Origin of the sequence: uncultured Tateyamaria sp. (assembly GCF_947488715.1) — a bacterium.
In the GTDB taxonomy this organism is placed as follows: Bacteria; Pseudomonadota; Alphaproteobacteria; order Rhodobacterales; family Rhodobacteraceae; genus Tateyamaria.
Window position 1 is genome coordinate 521,752 of record NZ_CANLAG010000002.1, and the last position, 21,182, is coordinate 542,933.

The following is a 21,182-nucleotide window of genomic DNA, read 5'->3' on the forward strand; positions in this document are numbered from 1 at the left end:
GGCACACGACCGGGCAAGGTCGGCGCGCGGGTGAGGTGGGACGTGGTGGGGCGGTTCCCGAAGTGGGGAGAGACCCCGGAAACCGTCGCCTAAAGCGCGTGTGCGCCTTATTCGTCCGCGATGCCGCCTGGTCGCATGATTTTGCCCGCCTCTTTGGCCTCGGCCCAGGCGTCCTGCATGTCTGCGGTGAACGCCTCAGGTGTCATCACGTTGAGAAGCAGACCCTGCAAGCCGTCATAGGACACGGTGGTCAGGCTGCCCGGTGTGATTGTGTCCAGAAACGCGGGAACGGATCCGTTGGCGGCATGATCGTCAGCCGTCTTCCAGATGTCCTGCGCCAGTTGCGACATCTCTGCCTGGGCTAGCGCCTCTTCGAGCGGGCCGACGGGGATTGTGCCGGCGTTCAGCAGGGCAACGCGACCTGTGGTTTCGATGAATATGCTGTTGAGAAATGCGATGGCTTGTTCCTCAACTTCGGAGCCTTTGCGGATGTACCAGCCAATGCCGATGGAGTTCGTCGGGTGGATTTTTTGACCTTCTTCAAAGGGTGGGACAGCAAAGACGCTGTAGTCGCCGATCCGGTCGCCCGCCGCCTCGATGCCGCCACCGATGACCCACGGCCCGGTGAACGTCATGGGCACGTCACCCGCCCAAAAGCTGTCCATCAACTCGCCGTAGCCAATCGCCACGGGCGTTGGGCCAAACCAGCCCGCCTGGCCCATCTCCTGCAACTTGGCAGAGGCCGCGACAAAGGGCGCGTCGGTCCACGCGCCGTCGCCAAACAGGACGTTCTCGATCCCGTCCGGCCCGGCATAGCGGCCAAACATCATGGACTGCCAATGTGATACGGGCCATTTGTCGGCACCTGCAAGGCCAATGGGCGTGTCATAGCCTGCCGCTTGCAGGGCAGCGACAGTGGCTTCCATTTCTGCCCAGGTGGTTGGAACTGTCACGCCCACTTCATCAAAGATCGCCTGATTGTAGAACATCCCCGTGGTCTCAACTTCGTTGCCGAATGCCCAGAGTTTGCCGTCGCTGGATGTCTGCACAATGATCCCCTCGGGGATCGTGTCCGCCCAGCCGTGTTGCCGGTAAGCATCCGTGAGGTCAGCAACCATCCCGCCCGCGATCAACGCCGCCGGTTGGCCGGGACCCGTGCCGAATGTAAAGAGGTCCGGCCCTTCGCCAGCAGACAGGGCAGGGACGAGGGCAGGGTTGAAAAGGTCAGACGAGTTTTTGACAATCGTGTTTACTGCGTCGGATTGGGATGCGTTGAACGCCTCGGCCAGTTCGTCATAGATCGTCGTTTGACCGGGTTCTCCCGCCACCCAGACAACCACTTCGCTTTGTGCCAGGGCCATTGCAGGCATGCTGCAGAGCACCCCGAGAGCCGTGGCTGCGCCATAAAAGTTCCTCATCATATCCTCCAATTGATGTGGCAGTTTGAAAAATGTAAACGATTACATTACGTATGTAAACGAATACATTTTTGTCTGGGCTGACGCCTAAGTATGGTCATTGGGGAGGTGCTACGCGGTTGCGAAAGCGGACAGCCCATTGCAGGCGGCATCAGCGATGCCCGCCGTGTCTTCGGTGCGGAATCTGTGAGAATGGCGGACCCTAGAGGATTCGAACCTCTGGCCTCTGCCTTCGGAGGGCAGCGCTCTATCCAGCTGAGCTAAGGGTCCACAAGGCGCGGTATAGCGATGCCATCCGCGCCCTGCAATTGCAAATTGTGCGCCGGTCAGAGCGAGATGCGGAACTGGGCAAAGCCGTCCGGGCCGTCGCCCGCGGGCTCGATCGTGACGCCCTTGACGTCATCGATATAGTCCGCAGCCTTTGGTCCGGTTTCAAACAAGACGGATGTGTCCGGCAGGGGGGCAAAAGACCAGTTGGCGTCGGCGCGGGGGCTGATGGTGCCCTGGTCAACGATGTAGCGCACAATCACGTCGCGGTTTGTGTCGGGTGCCTCGAACACGATGCTGTCGCCTTTGGCACCAGGGAAGTTGCCGCCGCCGCCCGCGCGATAGTTGTTGGTCGCAATGATGAACTTCGCATTCGGGTCAATGGGTTGTCCGTCATAGTTCAAGTCTACGATGCGACTGGCGTCGGGGTTGATCACGTTGCCTTTGGGGTCGAATTTGGACGGCTGGCTCAGGTCGATCTGATAGGTCACCCCGTCCATGACGTCGAAGTTATAGGACGGGAACTCGGGGTTCAGCAGGGGCTGATCCGTTGATCCGGGTGTCACTTGATTGAACATACCCGCCGAGCGTTCCAGCCAATCCTTGACCTCGGCGCCAGTGACCAGCACGGCACGCGCAGTGTTGGGATAGAGGTAGAGGTCCGAGACGTTTTTGATCGCCACGTCACCCTTTGGCACATCGGTGAAATACTCGGGTCCACCACGACCACCGGCCTTGAAGGGTGCAGCGGCGGATAGAATTGGAAGTCCTTCGTATTCAGTGCCTTGCATCATGTCCTTGATGTACCAACTTTGGGCAATCGACACAATTTGAACGGACGGATCATCGGCCACCAGTGCGAAATAGCTATGAAGTGGGGCGTCTGTTTTGCCTACAGCGCGGCGGACATAGGCAAGCGTCGCGTCGTGGTCGGCCTGAACGCTGGCAAGCACGGGTTCCTGGCTGTCGACAAGCGCGGTGATCGAGCGATCCTCGTTGCGTTTGGAAATCGGTCGCGCTTCGGAACCGTGTCCCGTGATGCGCCATTCCGACCCGTCGCGTTCCAGCATCAGGTCAATTACCCCAAGGTGAGAGCCCCAGAACCCGCCCATAGCCGCCGGTTTGCCGTGAATGGTGCCTGCAGCCACGTCAACGGCGGGCATGTCCGCGTAGTTGGGTGAGGGGAAGACCTGGTGGTGGTGACCAGTCAGCACAGCGTCAATACCGTCAATGGCGGCCAGCGGCACCGAGGCGTTCTCCATCCCGTCGCTGTGATCAGCGGCGCCAATGCCGGAGTGGCTGAGCGCGATGATGATGTCGGCGCCTTGTTCCTTCATCAGCGGCACGAGGGTGCGGGCGGTGTCGACGATGTCGCGCGCTTGTACGTTGCCTTCGAGGTGGCGGCGGTCCCAGTTCATGATCTGGGGTGGCACAAATCCGATCAGACCGACCTTGATCGGGTGTTCGGCGCCGTCGCCATCGGTGACCATACGGTCCATGATGACAAAGGGTGGCACCAGCGTGGTGTCGCTGGCCGCCGTTGCACCCTGCGCCTTGGACACGTTGGCACAGACGACGGGGAAGTCGGCCCCGGCAAGGGATTTCATCAGGAAATCAAGACCGTAGTTGAACTCGTGGTTGCCCAGCGTGGCCGCGTCAAAGCCCACGGTGTTCATCGCGGTGATGATCGGGTGCGCGTCGCCGTCCTTCATCCCGCGTTCGTAGGCGATATAGTCGCCCATCGGATTGCCCTGAAGGAAGTCACCGTTGTCGATCAGCATCGAGTTCGTGGCTTCCGCCCGGATGCTTTCGATGATGGATGCGGTGCGGGCAAGGCCCACGGTGTCGCGCGGTTTGTCGGCGTAATAGTCATAGGGAAAGACATGCACATGCAGGTCTGTCGTTTCCATGATCCGCAGGTGCGCTTGATTGCTGGCGGCGCGTACGCTGAACGGGTGCAAGGCGGCGAATGTAGCCGTTGTGGCCAGGAAAGTGCGGCGTGAAATCAGATGAGTCATGGTGTCCCCCGATGTGGTGATGGTTGTCCTAGACTAGGCCGCTAATGGGGATGTGTCACAGGAACATGTCGGAGCCGGCGAAATTGCGCAGATTTTTCTCGCCTGCGCGGAACCAATATGCAGGGCGCGACGTTTCAGTGGTGTTGATAGACACAACACGCGTGTCGGGCGATGCAGCCATTTGCCTCGTATGCTTCGCCCGACACGAAAAAGGGCACCAGCGGTGCCCTTGGAACGAAACGGATGAGTTAGGAGGGAGTGGACTTAGCCACCCCAGCTGCGCACGACGCCACAATCCATGTGGACAAAGTTGGAGCCGGAGTATTTCCCGACGCCACCGCCGCGACATGCTTGGGCTGCGCGGGCCATTTGGCTGACCGAGCGGGTCGACAGACGCAGATCGGCGGCTTGACCCTTCATGTGCAGGGAATTCTTGGCGACACCACGGCTGCGCGAACGGAGCATGGCGTTGGTTTTGGGGCTGCGATAGCCGGACAGCAGCATATAGGGTTCTTCGACATCCATCAGGTTGTGCGCGGCGGCCATGATGTCGACGGTGCGCAGATCCATGGATTTGACGTCGTCGGTTCGCCAGTCGCGCATAAAGTGGTTCACCTCGCGGACAGCGTCCTTGATGTAGTGACCTTCGATCCAATAGATCATGTCGATGCGTTCGCCGGTGCGGCCCGAGTACATGCGCAGACGGCGGATGTCGCCAGAACCGCGCAAAAAGCCAGCTGCGTTGGAGTAGGTGGGGGCCGCAACGAGTGTCGTTGCCGCAAATGCACCGAGGATCGCCCGGCGGGTCATGCCCGTAGAGATTTCATTCGTCATGTAACTGCGCCGTCCCGTACGTCTGCCTTCCCGTGATGTTACACGGGATTTGTCATCTCATCCCCAGATGCAACACTTCTATTGCATAGCTTGATTCGTTTACCAAGCGCTGAATCCGGTGCCACAAAGGTCACAAGAGTTTTCGGCAGATTTTTGCGCATAATTTGTCAATTGTGGCCAAACGGGCCGCGAGCGATGCACACGCGCATCACGCAAGGCTAAGTTTGGGACCTGTCCCACATGTGAATGGACAGTTTTGCGGGCCGTTTGGGATAAGCGAAGTAGCTGCATAATAATATTCAGAGGTGTGTCATGTCGTTGGCGGTTTTCCGATTTTGGTCTGTTGCTCTTGCGCTGGTCGTTGCGCTGTTGGTTGGCGGTTCACCGCAGCCTGCATCCGCACAGGTCACCGCGTTCAAGCAGGCGGTTGCAGAGGCCGCGGCACGGGATGCGGACATTGCGGCGTTCTACAAGGCCAACGGGTTTGACAGCCTGTGGACCGGACGGTCGGGGCGCGAACGCCAGCGTCGTTCGGCACTGTTTGCGGCATTGGATCAAGCGGGCAATCACGGCCTGCCAGTTGCTCGGTACGACGCCGAGGGTCTCAAGGCCAAGCTGAAGGCCGCGCGGAATGCCCGCGACCGTGGGTTGGTCGAAGTCGAGATGAGCCGGACGTTCCTGCAATATTCGCGCGATTTGCAAACCGGTGTTTTGGTGCCCAGCCGGATTGACCGCGCCATCGTGCGTCAGGTTCCGTACCGGGATCGCACGTCGTATCTGGTGAACTTTTCCAAGTCCTCGCCCAGCGGATTTTTCAAAGCGCTGGCACCCAAGACCATGGAATACACCGCGTTGATGAAGGAAAAGCTGCGGATGGAGCGGCTGTTGGCCAAGGGCGGCTGGGGCCAGAAAGTGCCTGCAAAGGCGCTCAAGCCCGGTCAGTCTGGCGACGCTGTTGTGATCATGCGCAATCGCTTGATCGCCATGGGTTTCCTCAAGCGGACGAACAGTCAGAGCTATGATGCCGCAATGCAATCGGCGGTCCAGCAGTTCCAGTTGGCGCACGGCCTTGTGGCCGATGGTGCCGCAGGTCCTGCGACAATGGTTGAGATCAACAAGACCGTGCAGACGCGCCTGCAATCCGTGATCGTCGCGATGGAGCGGGAGCGTTGGGTCAATCAGGAACGTGGCAAGCGTCACATCCTGGTCAACATCCCTGACTTTACGGCCAATGTCGTCGACAACGGCAAGGTGACGTTCCAAACGCGTTCGGTGGTTGGTGCCAATCAGGATGACCGTCCGACGCCCGAATTTTCGGACGTGATGGAGTTCATGGTCATCAACCCAAGCTGGTATGTGCCGCGTTCGATCGTGACCAAGGAGTATCTGCCCGCACTCAAGCGCAACCGCAACGCGGTGCGCCACATCGAAATCACGGACAGCAAAGGCCGCAAGGTGAACCGGGGTGCCGTGAACTTTAGCCAGTACACAGCCAAGACGTTCCCCTTTGCCATGCGCCAGCCGCCCAGCAAGGGCAACGCGCTGGGTCTGGTCAAGTTCATGTTCCCCAACGTGCACAACATCTACCTGCACGACACACCGGCCAAGAACCTCTTTGGACGTGAAGTGCGCGCCTATAGCCACGGCTGTGTGCGTCTGGCTGACCCGTTTGATTTTGCCTACGCGTTGCTGGCAAAGCAGGAAAGCAACCCCGAACAATACTTCCAATCGGTGCTGGCGACCGGTCGCGAGACGCGGGTGGACCTCAAAGCGCCGGTGCCTGTGCACATCATCTACCGCACAGCGTTCACGTCGCCCAAAGGCCATACGCAATACCGTCGTGACGTCTATGGCCGTGACGCAAAGATCTGGAATGCGCTGAGCAACGCGGGGGTGGCCCTGCGCGCCGTTCAGGGGTAAACGCTGCCCCGAAAGACCCGGCCATGGATTTGGCCGGGTGCCACTAGGGGAGCCGCGCATGCCATATACGATCGCCGAAATCGCGTCCGCCCTTGAGGTCGACGTGGTGGGCAACAAGGATCTGGTGATCAATGCGCTGGCCGAACCGGCCTCTGCAGGGGCCGACGATCTGGCGATGGCCAGTAATCCCAAATACGCCGAAGCATTGTCCAACGGTGCGGCACGCGCGGCCCTGTTGTGGGCAGATGCGGATTGGGAGGCACTGGGCCTTGAGGCGGCGATACGTCCGCAGCGGCCGCGTTTTGCAATGTCCCGTCTGACCGCGATGATGGATCCGGGTCAGGGTTATGCGTCTGGCATTCATCCCAGCGCTGTGATCGATCCGACGGCCACCTTGGGTGCGGATGTGTCGGTCGGACCCAACGCAGTCATCGGTGCAGGCGTTTCCATTGGCGACAGGACAGTGATTGGGCCGCTGTGCTTTGTCGGCACTGGCGTTGTCCTTGGTGCGGATTGCTTCCTGCGCGAACATGTCAGCATCGGGGCCTATGCGCGGATTGGTGACCGGTTTATCGCGCAGCCCGGCGTGCGCATTGCCGGTGACGGGTTTTCCTTTGTCACCCCGGAAAAGGGCGCAGTTGAAACGGTGCGCGAGACGTTGGGTGATCAAGGTGATGCGCAAGGGCAATCCTGGGCACGCATTGCAAGCCTGGGCAGCGTTGTGATTGGTGACGACGTCGAGATTGGCGCAAACAGCATGGTCGACAGCGGCACAATCAGGGCTACACGGGTGGGCCACCGCACGAAGATGGACAACCTCGTTCACCTTGGCCACAATTGTGTTGTCGGCAACGACAACCTGCTGTGCGGCAGTGTGGCTGTTGCCGGGTCAACCGTGACGGGGGATTTCGTAGTCATGGCCGGTCAGGTCGGCGTGTCCGACAACCTTACCATTGGCAACAACGTGGTACTGGGGGCGGCGAGCAAGGTTTTGTCCTCTGTGCCGGACGGCAAGGTCATGTTGGGCTATCCGGCGGTCGAGATGAAAACCCATCTGGAAGGCTACAAAAGCCTGCGCCGCCTGCCGCGTGCGCTGCGCGACGTTGCGGCGCTGAAGAAAGCGGTTTTCAACGCGGGTGGCAGTGACTAAATCATCGCACAAGTGAACGTGATCAGGCTTGGGGGACGGATGATATGAGCGTCAAGGACAAGGTCATCGAGATCGTGGCGGAACAGGCTGTTCTCGAGCCGGGAGACGTGCAGATGGACAGCACGTTGGAAAGTCTGGGCATCGATAGTCTAGGTCTGGTCGAGAGTATCTTTGCCATCGAAGAAGAGTTCGACATTCAGATCCCTTTCAACGCCAACGAACCAACCAAAAGCGATTTCGACATCTCGAGCGTTGCGACCATCATTGCGGGCATCGAAGCCCTGATGGCAGAACAGAACAGCTGATGCCCCGTGTGGTGATCACCGGCGCGGGGACTGTCAACGCGTTGGGACATGATGTGCCGGACACGCTTGAGGCGATGCGCGAGGGGCGTTGTGGCATTGGTGCGCTTGATTTTCAGGACGTGGACCGGTTGTCGATCAAGATCGGCGGGCAGGTGCGCGGGTTTGAGGCCGAGGGGCGCTACAACCGCCAACAGATGAGCCTTTATGACCGGTTCACTCAGTTCACGCTGGCCGCGGCCAAAGAGGCGGTTACCCAATCAGGGCTGACGTTTACCGGCGAATTGGCTGCGAAATCCGGTGTCGTACTGGGGACTGCGGGTGGCGGTGTCAGCACGTGGGATGCCAACTACCGGTCGGTCTATGAAGAGGGCAAGAACCGGGTGCATCCGTTTGTGGTGCCCAAGCTGATGAACAATGCGGCAGCCTCGCATGTGAGCATGGAATACAACCTCAAAGGGCCTTCATTCACGGTGTCGACGGCCTGTGCGTCGTCCAATCACGCGATGGCGCAAGCGTTTCAGATGGTGCGGTCGGGCATGGCACCCGCCATGGTGACAGGCGGCTCAGAGAGCATGCTGTGCTTTGGCGGGGTCAAGGCGTGGGAAGGGCTGCGCGTGATGTCCAAGGACGCATGCCGCCCGTTTTCGGCCAACCGCAATGGCATGGTGCAGGGCGAGGGTGCCGGTGTGTTTGTGTTCGAAGAATATGAACACGCACGGGCGCGCGGGGCCGAAATCCTGTGCGAGGTCGTGGGCTTTGCCATGTCGTCGGACGCGGCTGATATTGTGATGCCGTCCAAAAACGGGGCTGCCCGGGCCATATCCGGGGCGCTGGCCGATGCGGGGATCGCAGCAGATCAGGTGGGATACATCAACGCCCACGGTACAGGGACGGCCGCCAACGACAAGACGGAATGTGCAGCCGTGGCAGATGTGTTCGGCCCGCATGCAGACCGGTTGATGATATCATCGACCAAGTCCATGCACGGCCACCTGATCGGTGGGACCGGCGCGGTTGAGCTGTTGGCTTGTATCATGGCCGTGCGGGACGGGGTGATTGCGCCCACGATCGGATATGAAGAACCGGACCCCGAATGTGCGCTTGATGTGGTTCCGAATGAGGCGCGCGAGGCCCCTGTCGAAGTGGCCCTGTCGAACGCGTTTGCCTTTGGCGGCATGAACGCGGTGATTGCGCTGCGCGCTGTCTGAAACCCACGCATGAAAAAGGCCGCCCCGTTTCCGGAGCGGCCCACTGGTTCAGAAAGATGTCAGATCAGTTCTGTGCAACCGACGTTTTGTCAAATGTCGCGGTAAAGCCTTTGAGGCTGAGCGTCAGGTTGACCTTTTGATCGGGGGCAAGGGCCGGCACGATGGTCAGTGTCGCCGCATTGCCGCGCCGGAACGCCGCCAGTTCGTCCGCCACCAGACCCACGCGCGACAGGCACCCGATGGGGTTGCAGAACGCAAATGGATAACGACGCGCTTGACCGCCATCGACCTGCATCGTCAGCTGTTGGGGCAGGGACGTTTCGAGCGGCACGATGATCGTCGCGCCCGCCACGGCCCGGCCACCTTCTGGCAGGCGGAAGATTGTGATTTCGGCGACAGGTGTGCCTTCTTCGTCCGACATCAACTGGTACATCTGGCAGGGGTCGTCACCTGTCTCTGACTTGATGCAGCGCAGTTCCCAGTCGCCGATGGTTTCGGCAACGTAGGTGTCACCCACCTGCGGTTCGGTTGCATCCTCGCCAAGGCTCAGAGAGTCCTCGATGGACGGGGTCGCGGGTGCTTCGCTGTCCGTTTCGGTGGATTGGGCCAGGAGCGCGGTTGGCATCACACAAGCCAGTGTCAGGGCAATCAAAGAGGTACGCATATCAGTTCCGCTTCTGTTTCGTGTCGCAGGTTTGCTAGCACGCCCGCAACGCAGTGTCAGTGGCAAAGCGCAAAGATTTGAGCGCCATGCGCGCACACGTGTGCAATCGGATGGACCAAAAGCAAAAAAGGAGACCGCAAGGCCCCCTTTTTCAAGTATTTTTTCTCCCCGTCGGACTGGCCGACTTTTATGGGGGGACGTTACGAGAGGTGCGTCAAATCGTCAACCGGAAATCACCGATGCGTGTGGGGTTCCGGACATTTAGGTAAAGATCGTGTGCGCTAAACAAAAAAAGGCCGCGCACAAGGCGCGGCCAGTCTGACAGGGAGGAAGTGTTCCGCGCCAGGAGGACATTTAGGCGGGAACGAAAAACACTATGGCACCCAATCGTTAACTTTGTATGGTCACTCCGAAATGGCGCGTGGACAAAAGGTTAACGACATGACCGACAGCATCTTTATCGGCGGCGGTGGGCTGGACTATGCCGACCAGCAGGGGCTGACCCTGAAATACGCCAACCGCCATGGGCTGATCGCGGGGGCCACGGGCACGGGCAAGACGGTCACGTTGCAGATCCTCGCCGAAGGGTTTTCCAATGCGGGCGTGCCGGTGTTCCTGTCAGATGTCAAAGGCGACCTGTCCGGGCTGGCCAAGTCCGGCACACCCGAACACAAGCTGCACGGCCCCTTTACCGAACGCGCAGAAAAGATCGGGTTTTCGGACTACTCCTATCACGCCTGTCCGGTGACATTCTGGGACATGTTCGGCCAGCAGGGCCATCCGGTACGCACCACGGTGTCCGAGATGGGGCCGCTGTTGCTGGCGCAACTGTTGGAGTTGACCGAGGCGCAAGAAGGCATCCTGAACATCGCCTTCCGCCTCGCCGACGAAGAGGGCATGCCGCTCCTGAATCTCAAGGACCTGCAAGCCCTGTTGGTCTGGGTTGGTGAAAACGCCAAGGACCTGTCGCTGCGCTATGGGAACGTGTCGACGCAGTCCATTGGTGCCATTCAGCGGCGTTTGCTGGTCTTGGAAAACCAAGGCGCGAGCCAGTTGTTTGGCGAGCCCGCGCTGGAGCTGTCGGACCTGATGCGCACCGATGAGGCGGGCAAAGGGGTGGTCAACATTCTGGCGGCCGACAAGCTGATGGCCGCGCCGAAGCTCTATGCGACGTTCCTGCTGTGGCTTTTGTCTGAGTTGTTCGAGGAACTGCCCGAAGTTGGCGACCCGGACAAACCCAAGCTGGTGTTCTTTTTCGACGAGGCGCACCTGTTGTTCGAAGACGCGCCCAAAGCACTGGTGGACAAGGTTGAACAGGTTGCACGCCTGATCCGGTCCAAAGGGGTCGGCGTCTACTTTATCACGCAGAACCCGGCGGATGTGCCCGAGGATATCCTGGGGCAACTGGGCAACCGGTTCCAGCACGCCTTGCGCGCATTTACCGCCAAGGACCGCAAGGAATTGCGCATGGCCGCCGAGACTTATCGCGAAAACCCCCGGTTCGAAACCGAGGAAGCCATTCGTGAGGTCGGTGTGGGCGAAGCGGTGACGTCGATGCTCCAGAAGAAAGGCGTGCCGGGGATTGTTGAGCGTACCCTGATCCGCCCGCCATCTTCGCAATTGGGTCCCATCACCGACGCCGAGCGCAAGGTGCATTTGAGCACCTCGGATATGGCGGGCAAATACGACGAACCTCTGGATCGCAAGTCGGCGTTTGAAATTCTGAAGGCCCGTGCCGACAAAGCCGCGGATGAGGCGGCGAAGGCCGAGGAAAAGGCCGAAGACGAGACGCCGATGCTGCGCGAGTTCAACGCGGCACGGCGCTATTCCGCAAAGGGCTTGGCCCGGTCCACGTCGCGGCCAAAACGGCGTGGGGCCACGTTCGGCGAGGCGATGACCAAGATGGTGGTCAAGGAACTGACCGGAACCACCGGGCGTCGCATGGTACGGGGTATTCTGGGCGGTTTGTTCAAAGGACGTTGAGCACGGGCGGTGCGTCGTACAGGCGCACCCAACGGGTCACACTCAGGCAGAGCGTTTGTTCAACGGAAGGTGATGTCACCTTGCGCGTTTTGTCCCCTTTTCATCAGATGCAATCGTTGCCATGTCGAGGTCAGGCCCCAAGCATCTGCGGGCGCCGTCACAGTGCTAGGGAGTGTGCCATGCCTCTGTCAGACCGTTTGCGTCACGTTGTGTTTTTTCGCGCCAAGGCGCGGGCAGATGTGGACCGGGTCTTTGACGGACTGGCCATTCTCGAAGGGAACCCGCATGCGGACGTGATCTCGGTCCGGCGCAATACGCATTGCGATGCCCTGTCGGATGAGGTGGACGTTGTGGTCTATGCTGAGTTCCGCGACCGTGATGCATTGGACGCCTACAAGGCGCACCCGCTCTATCAGCAGTCCATCGACATTGTCCGCCCGCTGCGCGATATGCGGGTCGCAGCGGACGTGACGTTTTAGCGTTCGGGGATCAAGCCACGTGGGCTGAAGCGCAAGACCAGTAGCAGTACCACACCCATCGTGAGCAGACGCATATGGGCGGCACTGTCCAGAAGGTGTTCGCGCAGCCAATAGCCGTCGGCCATACCGGATGTGACAACCTGCATAACCCACAGGCCAATGGGTTCGACCATCACCCACAGCCACCAGATCAGGAATCCGCCCAGCACGGAGCCCAGGTTGTTGCCCGATCCGCCCACGATCACCATGACCCAGACAAGGAAGGTGAACCGCAGCGGTTGATAGGTGCCGGGTGTCAGTTGCCCGTCCAGCGTTGTCATCATCGCACCAGCGATGCCGCAAATGGCAGAGCCCAGTACAAAGACCTGCAAGTGCCGCGCGGTGACGTCTTTGCCCATTGCTTCAGCCGCGACTTCGTTGTCACGGATGGCGCGCATCATGCGGCCCCAGGGGCTGTGCAGGGCGCGTTGTGCGAGGACAAAGAGTAGCGCCAGCACCACGGCAAAGAGGCCTGCGTAAATCAGCTTGACCCAGAGCGTCGAGGCCGTGACCGGATCGAGACCCAGATTGCCCACACGCTCGACAAAGCCCGGATCGTTCTGCAGGTCGATCTCGTAGGGGGCGGGGCGGGGTAGGCCCACCACATTCTTCACACCACGGGCCAGCCAGTCTTCGTTCTTAAGAACGGCAATGATGATCTCGGCAATGCCCAGCGTCGCAATGGCGAGGTAGTCAGACCGCAGGCCCAGAGCCGTTTTGCCGATCACCCACGCGGCGCCAGCGGCCAACAAACCGCCGACGGGCCACGCCAGCAGGACGGGTAGGCCAAGACCGCCCAGATATCCCGCGTTCGCCGGGTTCACCGCCTCGACTGCCTGCACGCCACCGTCGAATACGGCGCGGTAGACAAAGAAGCCCACAACAAGGATCGCAATCATCCCCACAGCGCGCACACGCTCCTTGGGCAGCGCACCGTAGGCCAGGATCGCGCCCACGATTGTCGCAGCACCCAGGATCAGCGACAGCACTACGCGTAACCCACCGGCGGCCCATGCTTCGCCCACGGGCGGCATGGCAACCAGTACGGTGGCAAGCCCACCCAGCGCGACAAAACCCATGATGCCGACGTTAAAGAGGCCCGCAAATCCCCATTGCAGATTTACACCCAAAGCCATGATCGCAGAGATCAGGCCAAAGTTCATGATCGTGATGGCGAGGTTCCACGATGTCATCATCCCGGTGCCGATGATCAGCACAGCGATGAAGGTGAAATAGAGAATGTTGCGTGCTGTGTCGGTCATACCGATTTCCCCGCAAATAGGCCCGTGGGCTTGAACAACAGCACAATCAGCAGGATCACGAAGCTGACCGCGAATTTGTAGTCGGTGGACAAGAGCTGGGCCAGACCATCCGGCGCCAGAGCGTCAGGCAGAGCGTAGCCCGCGACTTTCTTCCAGGCATAGGTGATCATCACCTCGGAGAAGGCGATGGTGAAGCCACCGGCAATGGCCCCCAGCGGATTTCCCAGACCACCCACGATGGCGGAGGCAAAGATCGGCAGCAGCAGTTGGAAATAGACAAACGGCTTGAACGACTTGTCGAGCCCATAGAGCACACCCGCCACCGTGGCGAGTGCGGCCACGATCAGCCAGGTCACCATGACCACCCGTTCGGGATTAATGCCTGACAGCAGCGCCAGATCCTCGTTGTCAGAATAGGCGCGCATGGACTTGCCCGTGCGGGTCCGATTGAGGAAATAGAACAGGGCGGCCACAACAATCACGGCGGTGATCACGGTCAGGCCTTGGGTTGTTTTGATCGCCAGCCCTTCCTTCAAGCCGGTCAGCGCCTTGAATTCACGTACCGATATGATGAAGCGTTCGCCGTCCGCAAAGCGTTGATCATTCGGGCCGATGATGAACCGCACCAGACCATTCATGATGAACATGACGCCGAGGCTGACCATGACAAAGATGATGGGTTTGGCCTTTTGCGTGCGGTAGAATCGGTAAACGCCGCGGTCCGTTGCCAGAATGAACAGCGCACAGACCGCTATGCCAAAGGGCAGGGCGAGCAGAGCGGTGGGCAATGGGCCCGCGCTGATGCCAACGGCCTGAAAGCCCCATGTGATCAGGATGGTCGCCATGGTGCCAAAGGCCATCGTGTCGCCGTGCGCGAAGTTGGAGAACCGCAGGATCCCGTAGATCAGCGTGACCCCAAGCGCGCCAAGAGCGAGTTGGGAGCCATAGGCGATGGCAGGGATCAGGACGAAGTTGGAGAGGGCGACGATAGCGTTCAAAAAGTCCATCAGGAGGTAGCTCCTTGGCAGAAGCCAGACTTGAGGCGTATTTGTGCTCCGTCTACAGTGGCTTTTGTAACCTGATCGGGCGCCATATGGACTGAGTACATAAAAGCACCGTTGGCAAAGACGGTGAGCGAAGACATGCCATCATCGTCAGAGACTGATGGCCGTGAGGCTTGGAGAATCTTGGGGTCTCTGAGCTGTGTTTTATTGGTCAGATAGTACACCTCTTTACTGGCCGGGAACTCGACTTTCACAAAGAGGCCGAACTGCTCAAGTTGCAGCATCATAGGATCATTTGTGTCCTTACATTGAGTAACCGACGAACACTCTTTCTGGACTAAACAATTAAATTGACCATCGTGCGCGGAAACCACGTTCGGAAATGCAAACGCAAGTACGGTGAAGAAAACCGAATAATTGTGCACCGTCATCCCCCCAAAAAACTCTTGCGCACGTCCGGGTCGGCCAGCAACTCCTTGCCCGTCCCCGTATACGCATTCCGGCCCTGCACCAGCACGTAACCTTTGTCCGCGATCTCCAGCGCCTGTCGCGCGTTCTGTTCCACCATCAGGATCGGGATGCCCGTGCGCGCCACCTCGATAATGCGGTCGAAAAGCTCATCCATCACGATGGGGCTGACCCCTGCGGTCGGTTCATCCAGCATCAGCACCTTGGGTTGGGTCATCAGCGCGCGGCCAACGGCGACCTGTTGGCGTTGCCCGCCGGACAACTCACCCGCAGCCTGATTGCGCTTTTCCTTGAGGATCGGGAACAGGTCATAAACCTGTGCCATCGTGTCTGAGAAATCGTCGCGCCGGATAAATGCGCCCATCTCAAGGTTCTCTTCCACGGTCATCGAGGTGAAGATGTTCGACGTTTGCGGCACGAAACCCATGCCTTTGGCGACGCGGTCTTGGGGCGACAAATCGGTTATGTCCTCTCCGTCCAAACGCACCGAGCCCTGGCGGACGTCCAGCATGCCAAACACCGCCTTCATAGCTGTCGATTTACCCGCGCCATTGGGACCAACGATCACGGCAATCTCGCCAGGGTTCACCGCCACGGTGCAGTCATGCAGGATGTCAGGCCCCGCACCATAGCCGCCGGTCATCGTGTCGCCGATCAAGAACGCTTCGGACGTATTCATGGGGGACTTGGTGCCGGGTGACACGGCAAGCGTGCTTGCTACCTTTGGATTGGCAATCGAGGCATCCTTGTTGCCGCGACTTTCCTGATAGGGATTGGTCATTGCGCGTCCTTGAAGTGTTGCGGCAACCGCTCGAAAGCGTCTCGGGTCAGCATTTCGGGGCAGGCGACCCCGACCGTCCAGGCAAAGCTATCGGCAGGTTTCCATGCACCATAAAGACCTGTGTGGAAAATGTGCCTCTTTGTGCGTGTGCCACACGAGGTATCAAAGCTGCACAGAAACGAAGTGGTCTTGCCGCCGATGGGCAACTGACCGGGAAGGACAAATCCGATCTCGATCCCTCGATCCAATATTTGACACTCCGCATCTCTGAACATCTGGTGGTGCTCCGGATGGGTGACCTTGGCGCCCATCGTGAAGATCAAACGCTCAGCTGAACTTGTTTTTTGGAGGTCCAGCGGTTGCCACATAGACAAGACAAGAAGCGATAGGATCATGCGCCCACTTTGTCCTTGTTCTTGAGGCCGGTGCCCAGATAGGCCTCGATCACCTGCTCGTTGGCTTTGATCTCGTCCAGCGTGCCTTCGGCCAGAACGCGGCCCTCGGCCATACAGATGACGGGATCACAGATGCGGCCAATGAAATCCATGTCGTGTTCGATCACAACAAAGGTGTAATTGCGTTCTTTGTTCAGTCGCAGGATCGCGTCGCCGATGGTGTTGAGGAGGGTTCGGTTCACGCCCGCGCCGACCTCGTCCAGAAACACGATCTTGGCGTCGACCATCATGGTACGGCCCAGTTCCAGCAGCTTCTTCTGCCCGCCAGAGACTTGGCCCGCCTTGTGGTCGGACAGATGTTCAATTGTTAGGAACTCAAGGACTTCGTCGGCCTTGGCGGCCAGCGCGCGTTCCTCATCCGCGATACGTTTGCGACCGAACCACGTGTTCCACAGCGTTTCGCCCGATTGCGCGCCGGGGACCATCATGAGGTTCTCGCGGCAGGACATGGAACTGAACTCATGCGCGATCTGGAACGTACGCAGCAGACCTTTGTGAAACAGTGTGTGTGGCGGCAGTCCGGTGATGTCTTCACCATCCATGGTGACAGTGCCGGAGGTTGGTGGAAGAACGCCCGCTATCACATTGAAAAGAGTGGTTTTTCCAGCGCCGTTTGGTCCGATCAACCCCGTGATTGACCCCGGTTGGATCGACAGCGTCGCACCGTCCACGGCATGAAAGCCGCCAAAATGTTTGTGGATGTAGTCAACGACGATCATATGGTTCCCCGCGCCACTTTAAGAGTGGTCTTCAAGATATTGAAACAGCCCGAAGTTTGCACTCCGGGCTGTCTTAGTTTTTGGCGTTCCCGCTTAGCGGTACTTGGCCGTTGTGATTTCGCCGCCTTCGACGACAATCTGGCGGTAGTTGCCCGCCGATTCACCGGGGCCGATCAGTTCAACCGCTGTCGCACCGACATAGTCGATGTCGCCGCCGTCCTTGATGATCTGCAACGCTTTGGCCAGCTGACCGGGGAAGATCTGCTCGCCGGGTGCGTTGGCCACATCCATCAGCTTCTCTTTGTAGTCGTTGCTGTCCTTGGAGTCTGCCGCCTGCATGGCCAGCATGATCAAAGCAGCCGCGTCATATGACTCTGGTGTGAAGGGCGATGTGGCATCAAACGCATCACCGACGAGATCGGTGAACATGGCTGCGCCTTCGGAGTTGGTGCCGGGGTGTTGGCCGGTGGACCCTTCGATTTCGTCACCGAAGTTTTCCTGCAACTTGGCGCTGATCATGCCGTCGGGGAAGTGGAAGGTGTCGAACGCACCGGAGTCCAGCGCCGCGCGGACGATGCCCGAACCACCCTGATCAACGTAACCGGCAACAACCAGACGGTCACCGCCCGCAGAGGCCAGCGCGCCGACTTCGGCGGAGTAGTCCGCTTTGCCGTCTTCGTGTGCTGCGTTGATGGTCACAGTGCCACCCGCCGCTTCGAATGCCGCTTGGAAGCTGTCTGCCAGGCCTTTGCCGTAGTCATTGTTGGTATAGGTGACAGCGACTTTTTTGATGCCCTCTTCCATCAGGACTTGCGTCATCACGACGCCCTGACGCGCATCCGAAGGTGCGGTGCGGAAGAACAAGCCGTTGTCCTCGTTGTCATTGTGCGACAGGCCGGGCGAAGTGGCCGAGGGCGACACCATGACAACACCGTTGGCCACGGCCACGTTGTTCAGGATCGCGCCGGTCACGCCGGAACAGTCGGCGCCCATGATGCCGTCGACTTTGTCCGAGGTGATCAGACGTTCTGCGGCGGCGGTGGCAGCACCGGCATCAACACATGTGGAATCCGCACGCACGGGCGTGACTGTGGCGCTGTCCAGCAGCAGACCGGAATCCGTGACTTCTTTCATCGCCAGTTCAGCGCCGTCCGCCATAGACGGCGTCAGCGATTCAATTGGGCCGGTAAAGCCGAGGATGATCCCGATTTTGACTTCTTTTGCGTGGCCACCTGCGAAAGCCGTGCCTGCCATCAACGCTGTTGCGGCAGAGGCCATAAGTAGTTTTTTCATGTTTTTTTACTCCCTGTGGAATTTTTTCCTGCGCCGGAGCCTAAGCGGGCCATTTCGAAAAGAAAAGTGGGAATAGTCGGAATGGACACACGGTAATGTGGGTGGATGTCGCCGCGAATTTGACTAGGTCTGAAAGAGGTTTCCTCAGGAGGTGCGTGATGCGCGGTTTCATTCTTGCATGTTTGACTTTTGTGCCGGGCGCTGCGCTGGCTCTGGACACGGATATTGGGCCGGTGAACGTGCAAGCGGTGGCGACTGGCCTGGACCAGCCATGGGGGGTTGCACAAATGCCCAATGGTGATTTGCTGGTGACCGAGCGTGATGGCGCGCTGAAGCGCATTTCGGGTGGTCAGGTTCGGGATGTCGCCGGTGTGCCACCTGTCGCTGCCGAGGGGCAGGGTGGTTTGTTGGACATCACGCTGGCGCACGACTTTGCCACGACGCGGTCGCTGTTCCTGACCTACGCAAAAGAGCAGGGGCGCGGATCGGGCACCGCGCTTGCCGCCGCTGAGTTGAGCGCGGACGGTTCCCGTCTGGAAAATCTGCGGGATCTGTTCGAAAGCGCGCCCGGAGGCCGTACTGGTCGGCATTTCGGCAGCCGTGTGGTTGAGGCAGCAGATGGCACGTTGTTGGTGACAATTGGTGACCGCGGCGACCGACCGTCGGCACAGGATCGCAGTCTGCACAATGGTTCAATTGTCCGTGTGAACCGGGACGGCACGGTGCCGGGCGACAATCCGTTTGTCGGGCAAGCGGGTGTTCTGCCCGAAATCTGGTCTTATGGGCACCGTAATCCGCAGGGCGCTGGTTTGGATGCGCGCGGCGTGATGTGGACCGCCGAGCATGGTGCGCGTGGCGGTGATGAGGTGAACCGGGTCCAGAAGGGTGCAAACTATGGCTGGCCGGTTATTTCCTACGGTGTGCACTATTCCGGTGGCAAAATCGGGGAAGGCACGGCCAAACCCGGCATGGAGCAGCCAGCGCACTACTGGGACCCGTCGATCGCACCGTCTGGGTTGATGGTCTATCAGGGTGATATGTTCCCCGAATGGCGTGGCGACATGTTCGTGGGATCGCTGAAGTTCAGCTATATCTCGCGTCTTGATGTTTCCGGAGAAACGGCCCGCGAAGTTGAGCAAATCGAGAGCGATGAAACGCTGCGTGTGCGTGACATTGTCGAGGCGCCGGATGGCAGTATTCTGTTCATTTCCGTTGGCAACGGAGCGGTCTATCGCATCTCGCGCTAGCGTTGGCCCACCGCACATGGGTGCGATGAGCCGGGAGTGATCAGAAGATCATGCTGTCGACCAGCAGATCGGCAAAGGCCGTGCCAATCTCTGCGTGATCGAGGACGTGGACGCTCTGGTTGCCAGCGAGGTCGATGACTATCGTCCCATCTTGCGCGGTCGTGAGGGCCTGATCCGCCCAGGCGTCAACGGTGCCGAAGGTGGCAAGGAAGTCATAGGCGCTCAGATCCAGCGTATCGGAATTGGCACCGTAGACGTTGAAGTCCGTGACCGTGTCGCGGCTGTGTCCGCCGTGATCGACAAAGACAAAGCTGTCGGCACCATTGCCACCGGTCATCGTGTTGATGCCAGTGCCACCGGTCAGGACGTCGTGGCCCGCACCGCCGTCGAGGCTGTCGTGACCGGCCCCACCGTCCAGCGTATCTGCGCCCCAGAGGCCTTCCAACGTGTCGGCACCTGCGCCGCCGTTGACAACGTCGCCACCTGCGCCGCCGTTGAGGAAGTCGGCCCCGGTGCCACCATTCAATGTGTCGTTGCCGTTGCCACCCATCAGAGTATCCAGCCCCGCGTCACCGTTCAGTATGTCGTTGTCGCGGTGGCCTTGGAGGATGTCGTTGCCCGTGCCGCCGGACAGCACGTCATTGCCTGACCCGCCGCGGATCTCATCCGCACCAGCGCCGCCATCCGCAATGTCGTTGCCCGCGCCTGCGATCAGGCGATCATTGCCCGATCCACCGTCCATGACGTCATCGTCAGCGCGACCATACAGCGTATCGTCGCCTGTCCCACCATCAAGCGTGTCGTTGCCGGTGCCACCCCCCAAGGTGTCATCGCCGTGGCCGCCAATCAGAACATCATTGCCGTCACTGGCCCAGATACGGTCATCGTGCGCGCCGCCGTCGATGGTGTCATCGCCGTCACCGCCATAGAGGCTGTCTGCGCCAGTGCCGCCGGTCATGTTGTCGGCTCCGTTGGCACCATACAGGCGATCAGCGCCCGTCGCGCCGCTCAGTTGGTCATTGCCCGACCCGCCATGGACAAGGTCAGCGCCCGTGCCGCCCGCAACGACGTCATCACCCGCGCCGCCATAGAGCCGGTCCAGACCAGCGTCGCCGCTCAGCGTGTCGTTGCCCTGAGCGCCGATCAAGACGTCATTGGCGCCACCACCCGCGATGCTGTCGTCATCGTTGCCGCCAAAGGCACGGTCCTGGCCTGCGCCACCCTGCATGGTATCGTCACCGCTGCCACCAAAAAGCAGGTCGTTGCCGGTGCCGCCATCCATGACGTCATCACCTGCGCCGCCCCACAGTTTGTCATCGGTGCCACCTGCGCCACCGCCGGCGCCGCCGCCGGCGACATCGCCGCCGATCAACGTATCGTTGCCGATGCCGCCGTAGAGGTTGTCCTGGCCCGCGTCGCCACCCAGCGAGTCGTCACCTGCGCCACCGCGCAAGGTGTCGGACCCGGCGGCCCCACTGATGTCGTCATTGCCGCCCTGGCCGTAGACCGCATCGGCGCTGTTGCCTGCGGTGATCGTGTCATCGCTCGCCTTGCCAAGGATGTGGTCGGGGCCTGCGCCGCCGTTGATGGTATCGCTTTCGGGGGTTCCGTAGATATGTCTGGTCATTGTTTTCACTCTTTAAGGTTGGGGTTTGAGGTTGGAAGTTG

At 59.9% G+C, this 21,182-nt stretch carries 19 protein-coding genes and 1 tRNA gene; 7 read left to right on the plus strand and 13 right to left on the minus strand.

Annotated features, from left to right (window positions below):
- Positions 1-107 precede the first annotated feature (107 nt).
- The 4 genes from Q0936_RS06845 to Q0936_RS06860 form a co-directional block, all read right to left on the minus strand.
- Positions 108-1,370, minus strand: coding sequence for an extracellular solute-binding protein (locus Q0936_RS06845; RefSeq protein ID WP_299296741.1), 1,263 nt, complete (start codon positions 1,368-1,370; stop codon positions 108-110).
- 241 nt (positions 1,371-1,611) lie between these two features.
- A tRNA-Arg gene (locus Q0936_RS06850) sits at positions 1,612-1,688 on the minus strand.
- Positions 1,689-1,744: 56 nt separating this feature from the next.
- Positions 1,745-3,703, minus strand: a complete 1,959-nt coding sequence (locus Q0936_RS06855; RefSeq protein ID WP_299296742.1) for a bifunctional 2',3'-cyclic-nucleotide 2'-phosphodiesterase/3'-nucleotidase — start codon at positions 3,701-3,703, stop codon at positions 1,745-1,747.
- Positions 3,704-3,967: 264 nt separating this feature from the next.
- The gene (locus Q0936_RS06860; protein WP_299141179.1) at positions 3,968-4,537 is read right to left on the minus strand and encodes a DUF882 domain-containing protein; all 570 of its coding nucleotides are present in this window, start codon (positions 4,535-4,537) and stop codon (positions 3,968-3,970) included.
- Positions 4,538-4,849: 312 nt separating this feature from the next.
- On the opposite strand from Q0936_RS06860, the gene Q0936_RS06865 reads away from it, so the two are divergent.
- From Q0936_RS06865 to Q0936_RS06880, 4 genes are read left to right on the plus strand one after another with little or no spacing between them, the layout of a single operon-like run.
- Positions 4,850-6,457 carry a L,D-transpeptidase family protein gene (locus tag Q0936_RS06865; protein WP_299296745.1) on the plus strand — a complete coding sequence of 536 codons (1,608 nt, stop codon included), beginning with the start codon at positions 4,850-4,852 and terminating at the stop codon, positions 6,455-6,457.
- A gap of 58 nt (positions 6,458-6,515) precedes the next feature.
- Positions 6,516-7,607 (plus strand): UDP-3-O-(3-hydroxymyristoyl)glucosamine N-acyltransferase, encoded by a 1,092-nt coding sequence (gene lpxD / locus Q0936_RS06870; protein WP_299296747.1) that lies wholly within the window; start codon positions 6,516-6,518, stop codon positions 7,605-7,607.
- Between the two features lie 44 nt (positions 7,608-7,651).
- On the plus strand, positions 7,652-7,912 hold the full coding sequence (locus Q0936_RS06875; protein WP_299296749.1) for a phosphopantetheine-binding protein: 261 nt from the start codon (positions 7,652-7,654) through the stop codon (positions 7,910-7,912).
- Positions 7,912-9,120 (plus strand): beta-ketoacyl-[acyl-carrier-protein] synthase family protein, encoded by a 1,209-nt coding sequence (locus tag Q0936_RS06880; RefSeq protein ID WP_299296751.1) that lies wholly within the window; start codon positions 7,912-7,914, stop codon positions 9,118-9,120. Before Q0936_RS06875 ends, Q0936_RS06880 begins: the two co-directional genes overlap by 1 nt.
- A gap of 64 nt (positions 9,121-9,184) precedes the next feature.
- Here Q0936_RS06880 and Q0936_RS06885 read toward each other — a convergent pair whose 3' ends face one another.
- Positions 9,185-9,784 (minus strand): invasion associated locus B family protein, encoded by a 600-nt coding sequence (locus tag Q0936_RS06885; protein WP_299141184.1) that lies wholly within the window; start codon positions 9,782-9,784, stop codon positions 9,185-9,187.
- Between the two features lie 441 nt (positions 9,785-10,225).
- On the opposite strand from Q0936_RS06885, the gene Q0936_RS06890 reads away from it, so the two are divergent.
- Positions 10,226-11,767, plus strand: coding sequence for a helicase HerA-like domain-containing protein (locus Q0936_RS06890; RefSeq protein ID WP_299296753.1), 1,542 nt, complete (start codon positions 10,226-10,228; stop codon positions 11,765-11,767).
- A 179-nt stretch (positions 11,768-11,946) separates the two neighbouring features.
- Positions 11,947-12,246, plus strand: a complete 300-nt coding sequence (locus Q0936_RS06895; RefSeq protein ID WP_299141186.1) for a Dabb family protein — start codon at positions 11,947-11,949, stop codon at positions 12,244-12,246.
- Here Q0936_RS06895 and Q0936_RS06900 read toward each other — a convergent pair.
- The 7 genes from Q0936_RS06900 to Q0936_RS06930 form a co-directional block, all read right to left on the minus strand.
- The gene (locus tag Q0936_RS06900; RefSeq protein WP_299296754.1) at positions 12,243-13,547 is read right to left on the minus strand and encodes a branched-chain amino acid ABC transporter permease; all 1,305 of its coding nucleotides are present in this window, start codon (positions 13,545-13,547) and stop codon (positions 12,243-12,245) included. The two genes, Q0936_RS06895 and Q0936_RS06900, sit on opposite strands and share 4 nt — an antisense overlap.
- A complete protein-coding gene (locus Q0936_RS06905; protein ID WP_299141190.1) occupies positions 13,544-14,554 on the minus strand; it encodes a branched-chain amino acid ABC transporter permease in 1,011 nt (336 codons plus the stop codon). The genes Q0936_RS06900 and Q0936_RS06905 overlap by 4 nt, the downstream gene beginning before the upstream one ends.
- Positions 14,554-14,838, minus strand: coding sequence for a hypothetical protein (locus Q0936_RS06910; protein ID WP_299296756.1), 285 nt, complete (start codon positions 14,836-14,838; stop codon positions 14,554-14,556). Before Q0936_RS06910 ends, Q0936_RS06905 begins: the two co-directional genes overlap by 1 nt.
- Positions 14,839-14,978: 140 nt before the next feature.
- On the minus strand, positions 14,979-15,800 hold the full coding sequence (locus Q0936_RS06915) for an ABC transporter ATP-binding protein (RefSeq protein WP_299296759.1): 822 nt from the start codon (positions 15,798-15,800) through the stop codon (positions 14,979-14,981).
- Positions 15,797-16,195, minus strand: coding sequence for a hypothetical protein (locus Q0936_RS06920; protein ID WP_299296762.1), 399 nt, complete (start codon positions 16,193-16,195; stop codon positions 15,797-15,799). Before Q0936_RS06920 ends, Q0936_RS06915 begins: the two co-directional genes overlap by 4 nt.
- Entirely contained in the window at positions 16,192-16,974 is a 783-nt protein-coding gene (locus Q0936_RS06925; RefSeq protein ID WP_299296765.1) for an ABC transporter ATP-binding protein, read from the minus strand. Before Q0936_RS06925 ends, Q0936_RS06920 begins: the two co-directional genes overlap by 4 nt.
- 93 nt (positions 16,975-17,067) lie before the next feature.
- Complete coding sequence (locus tag Q0936_RS06930; protein WP_299296768.1) at positions 17,068-18,267, minus strand: ABC transporter substrate-binding protein; 1,200 nt, start codon at positions 18,265-18,267, stop codon at positions 17,068-17,070.
- Between the two features lie 158 nt (positions 18,268-18,425).
- Between Q0936_RS06930 and Q0936_RS06935 the strand changes: the two genes are divergently transcribed.
- Complete coding sequence (locus Q0936_RS06935; RefSeq protein WP_299296771.1) at positions 18,426-19,514, plus strand: PQQ-dependent sugar dehydrogenase; 1,089 nt, start codon at positions 18,426-18,428, stop codon at positions 19,512-19,514.
- Between the two features lie 40 nt (positions 19,515-19,554).
- Here the strand turns inward: Q0936_RS06935 and Q0936_RS06940 are convergent, their stop codons facing one another.
- Positions 19,555-21,141, minus strand: a complete 1,587-nt coding sequence (locus tag Q0936_RS06940; protein WP_299296774.1) for a calcium-binding protein — start codon at positions 21,139-21,141, stop codon at positions 19,555-19,557.
- Between the last annotated feature and the right edge of the window lie 41 nt (positions 21,142-21,182).

What these genes read in the sequence shown, in the direction of transcription:
- Q0936_RS06875 (WP_299296749.1), top strand. Translation starts at nt 7,652, where the DNA reads ATGAGCGTCAAGGACAAGGTCATCGAGATCGTGGCGGAACAGGCTGTT.
- lpxD (WP_299296747.1), top strand. Translation starts at nt 6,516, where the DNA reads ATGCCATATACGATCGCCGAAATCGCGTCCGCCCTTGAGGTCGACGTG.
- Q0936_RS06855 (WP_299296742.1), bottom strand. Translation starts at nt 3,703, where the DNA reads ATGACTCATCTGATTTCACGCCGCACTTTCCTGGCCACAACGGCTACA.
- Q0936_RS06880 (WP_299296751.1), top strand. Translation starts at nt 7,912, where the DNA reads ATGCCCCGTGTGGTGATCACCGGCGCGGGGACTGTCAACGCGTTGGGA.
- Q0936_RS06935 (WP_299296771.1), top strand. Translation starts at nt 18,426, where the DNA reads ATGCGCGGTTTCATTCTTGCATGTTTGACTTTTGTGCCGGGCGCTGCG.
- Q0936_RS06930 (WP_299296768.1), bottom strand. Translation starts at nt 18,267, where the DNA reads ATGAAAAAACTACTTATGGCCTCTGCCGCAACAGCGTTGATGGCAGGC.
- Q0936_RS06885 (WP_299141184.1), bottom strand. Translation starts at nt 9,784, where the DNA reads ATGCGTACCTCTTTGATTGCCCTGACACTGGCTTGTGTGATGCCAACC.
- Q0936_RS06905 (WP_299141190.1), bottom strand. Translation starts at nt 14,554, where the DNA reads ATGGACTTTTTGAACGCTATCGTCGCCCTCTCCAACTTCGTCCTGATC.
- Q0936_RS06925 (WP_299296765.1), bottom strand. Translation starts at nt 16,974, where the DNA reads ATGATCGTCGTTGACTACATCCACAAACATTTTGGCGGCTTTCATGCC.
- Q0936_RS06910 (WP_299296756.1), bottom strand. Translation starts at nt 14,838, where the DNA reads ATGATGCTGCAACTTGAGCAGTTCGGCCTCTTTGTGAAAGTCGAGTTC.
- Q0936_RS06865 (WP_299296745.1), top strand. Translation starts at nt 4,850, where the DNA reads ATGTCGTTGGCGGTTTTCCGATTTTGGTCTGTTGCTCTTGCGCTGGTC.
- Q0936_RS06860 (WP_299141179.1), bottom strand. Translation starts at nt 4,537, where the DNA reads ATGACGAATGAAATCTCTACGGGCATGACCCGCCGGGCGATCCTCGGT.
- Q0936_RS06890 (WP_299296753.1), top strand. Translation starts at nt 10,226, where the DNA reads ATGACCGACAGCATCTTTATCGGCGGCGGTGGGCTGGACTATGCCGAC.
- Q0936_RS06900 (WP_299296754.1), bottom strand. Translation starts at nt 13,547, where the DNA reads ATGACCGACACAGCACGCAACATTCTCTATTTCACCTTCATCGCTGTG.
- Q0936_RS06920 (WP_299296762.1), bottom strand. Translation starts at nt 16,195, where the DNA reads ATGATCCTATCGCTTCTTGTCTTGTCTATGTGGCAACCGCTGGACCTC.
- Q0936_RS06915 (WP_299296759.1), bottom strand. Translation starts at nt 15,800, where the DNA reads ATGACCAATCCCTATCAGGAAAGTCGCGGCAACAAGGATGCCTCGATT.
- Q0936_RS06895 (WP_299141186.1), top strand. Translation starts at nt 11,947, where the DNA reads ATGCCTCTGTCAGACCGTTTGCGTCACGTTGTGTTTTTTCGCGCCAAG.
- Q0936_RS06845 (WP_299296741.1), bottom strand. Translation starts at nt 1,370, where the DNA reads ATGCCTGCAATGGCCCTGGCACAAAGCGAAGTGGTTGTCTGGGTGGCG.
- Q0936_RS06940 (WP_299296774.1), bottom strand. Translation starts at nt 21,141, where the DNA reads ATGACCAGACATATCTACGGAACCCCCGAAAGCGATACCATCAACGGC.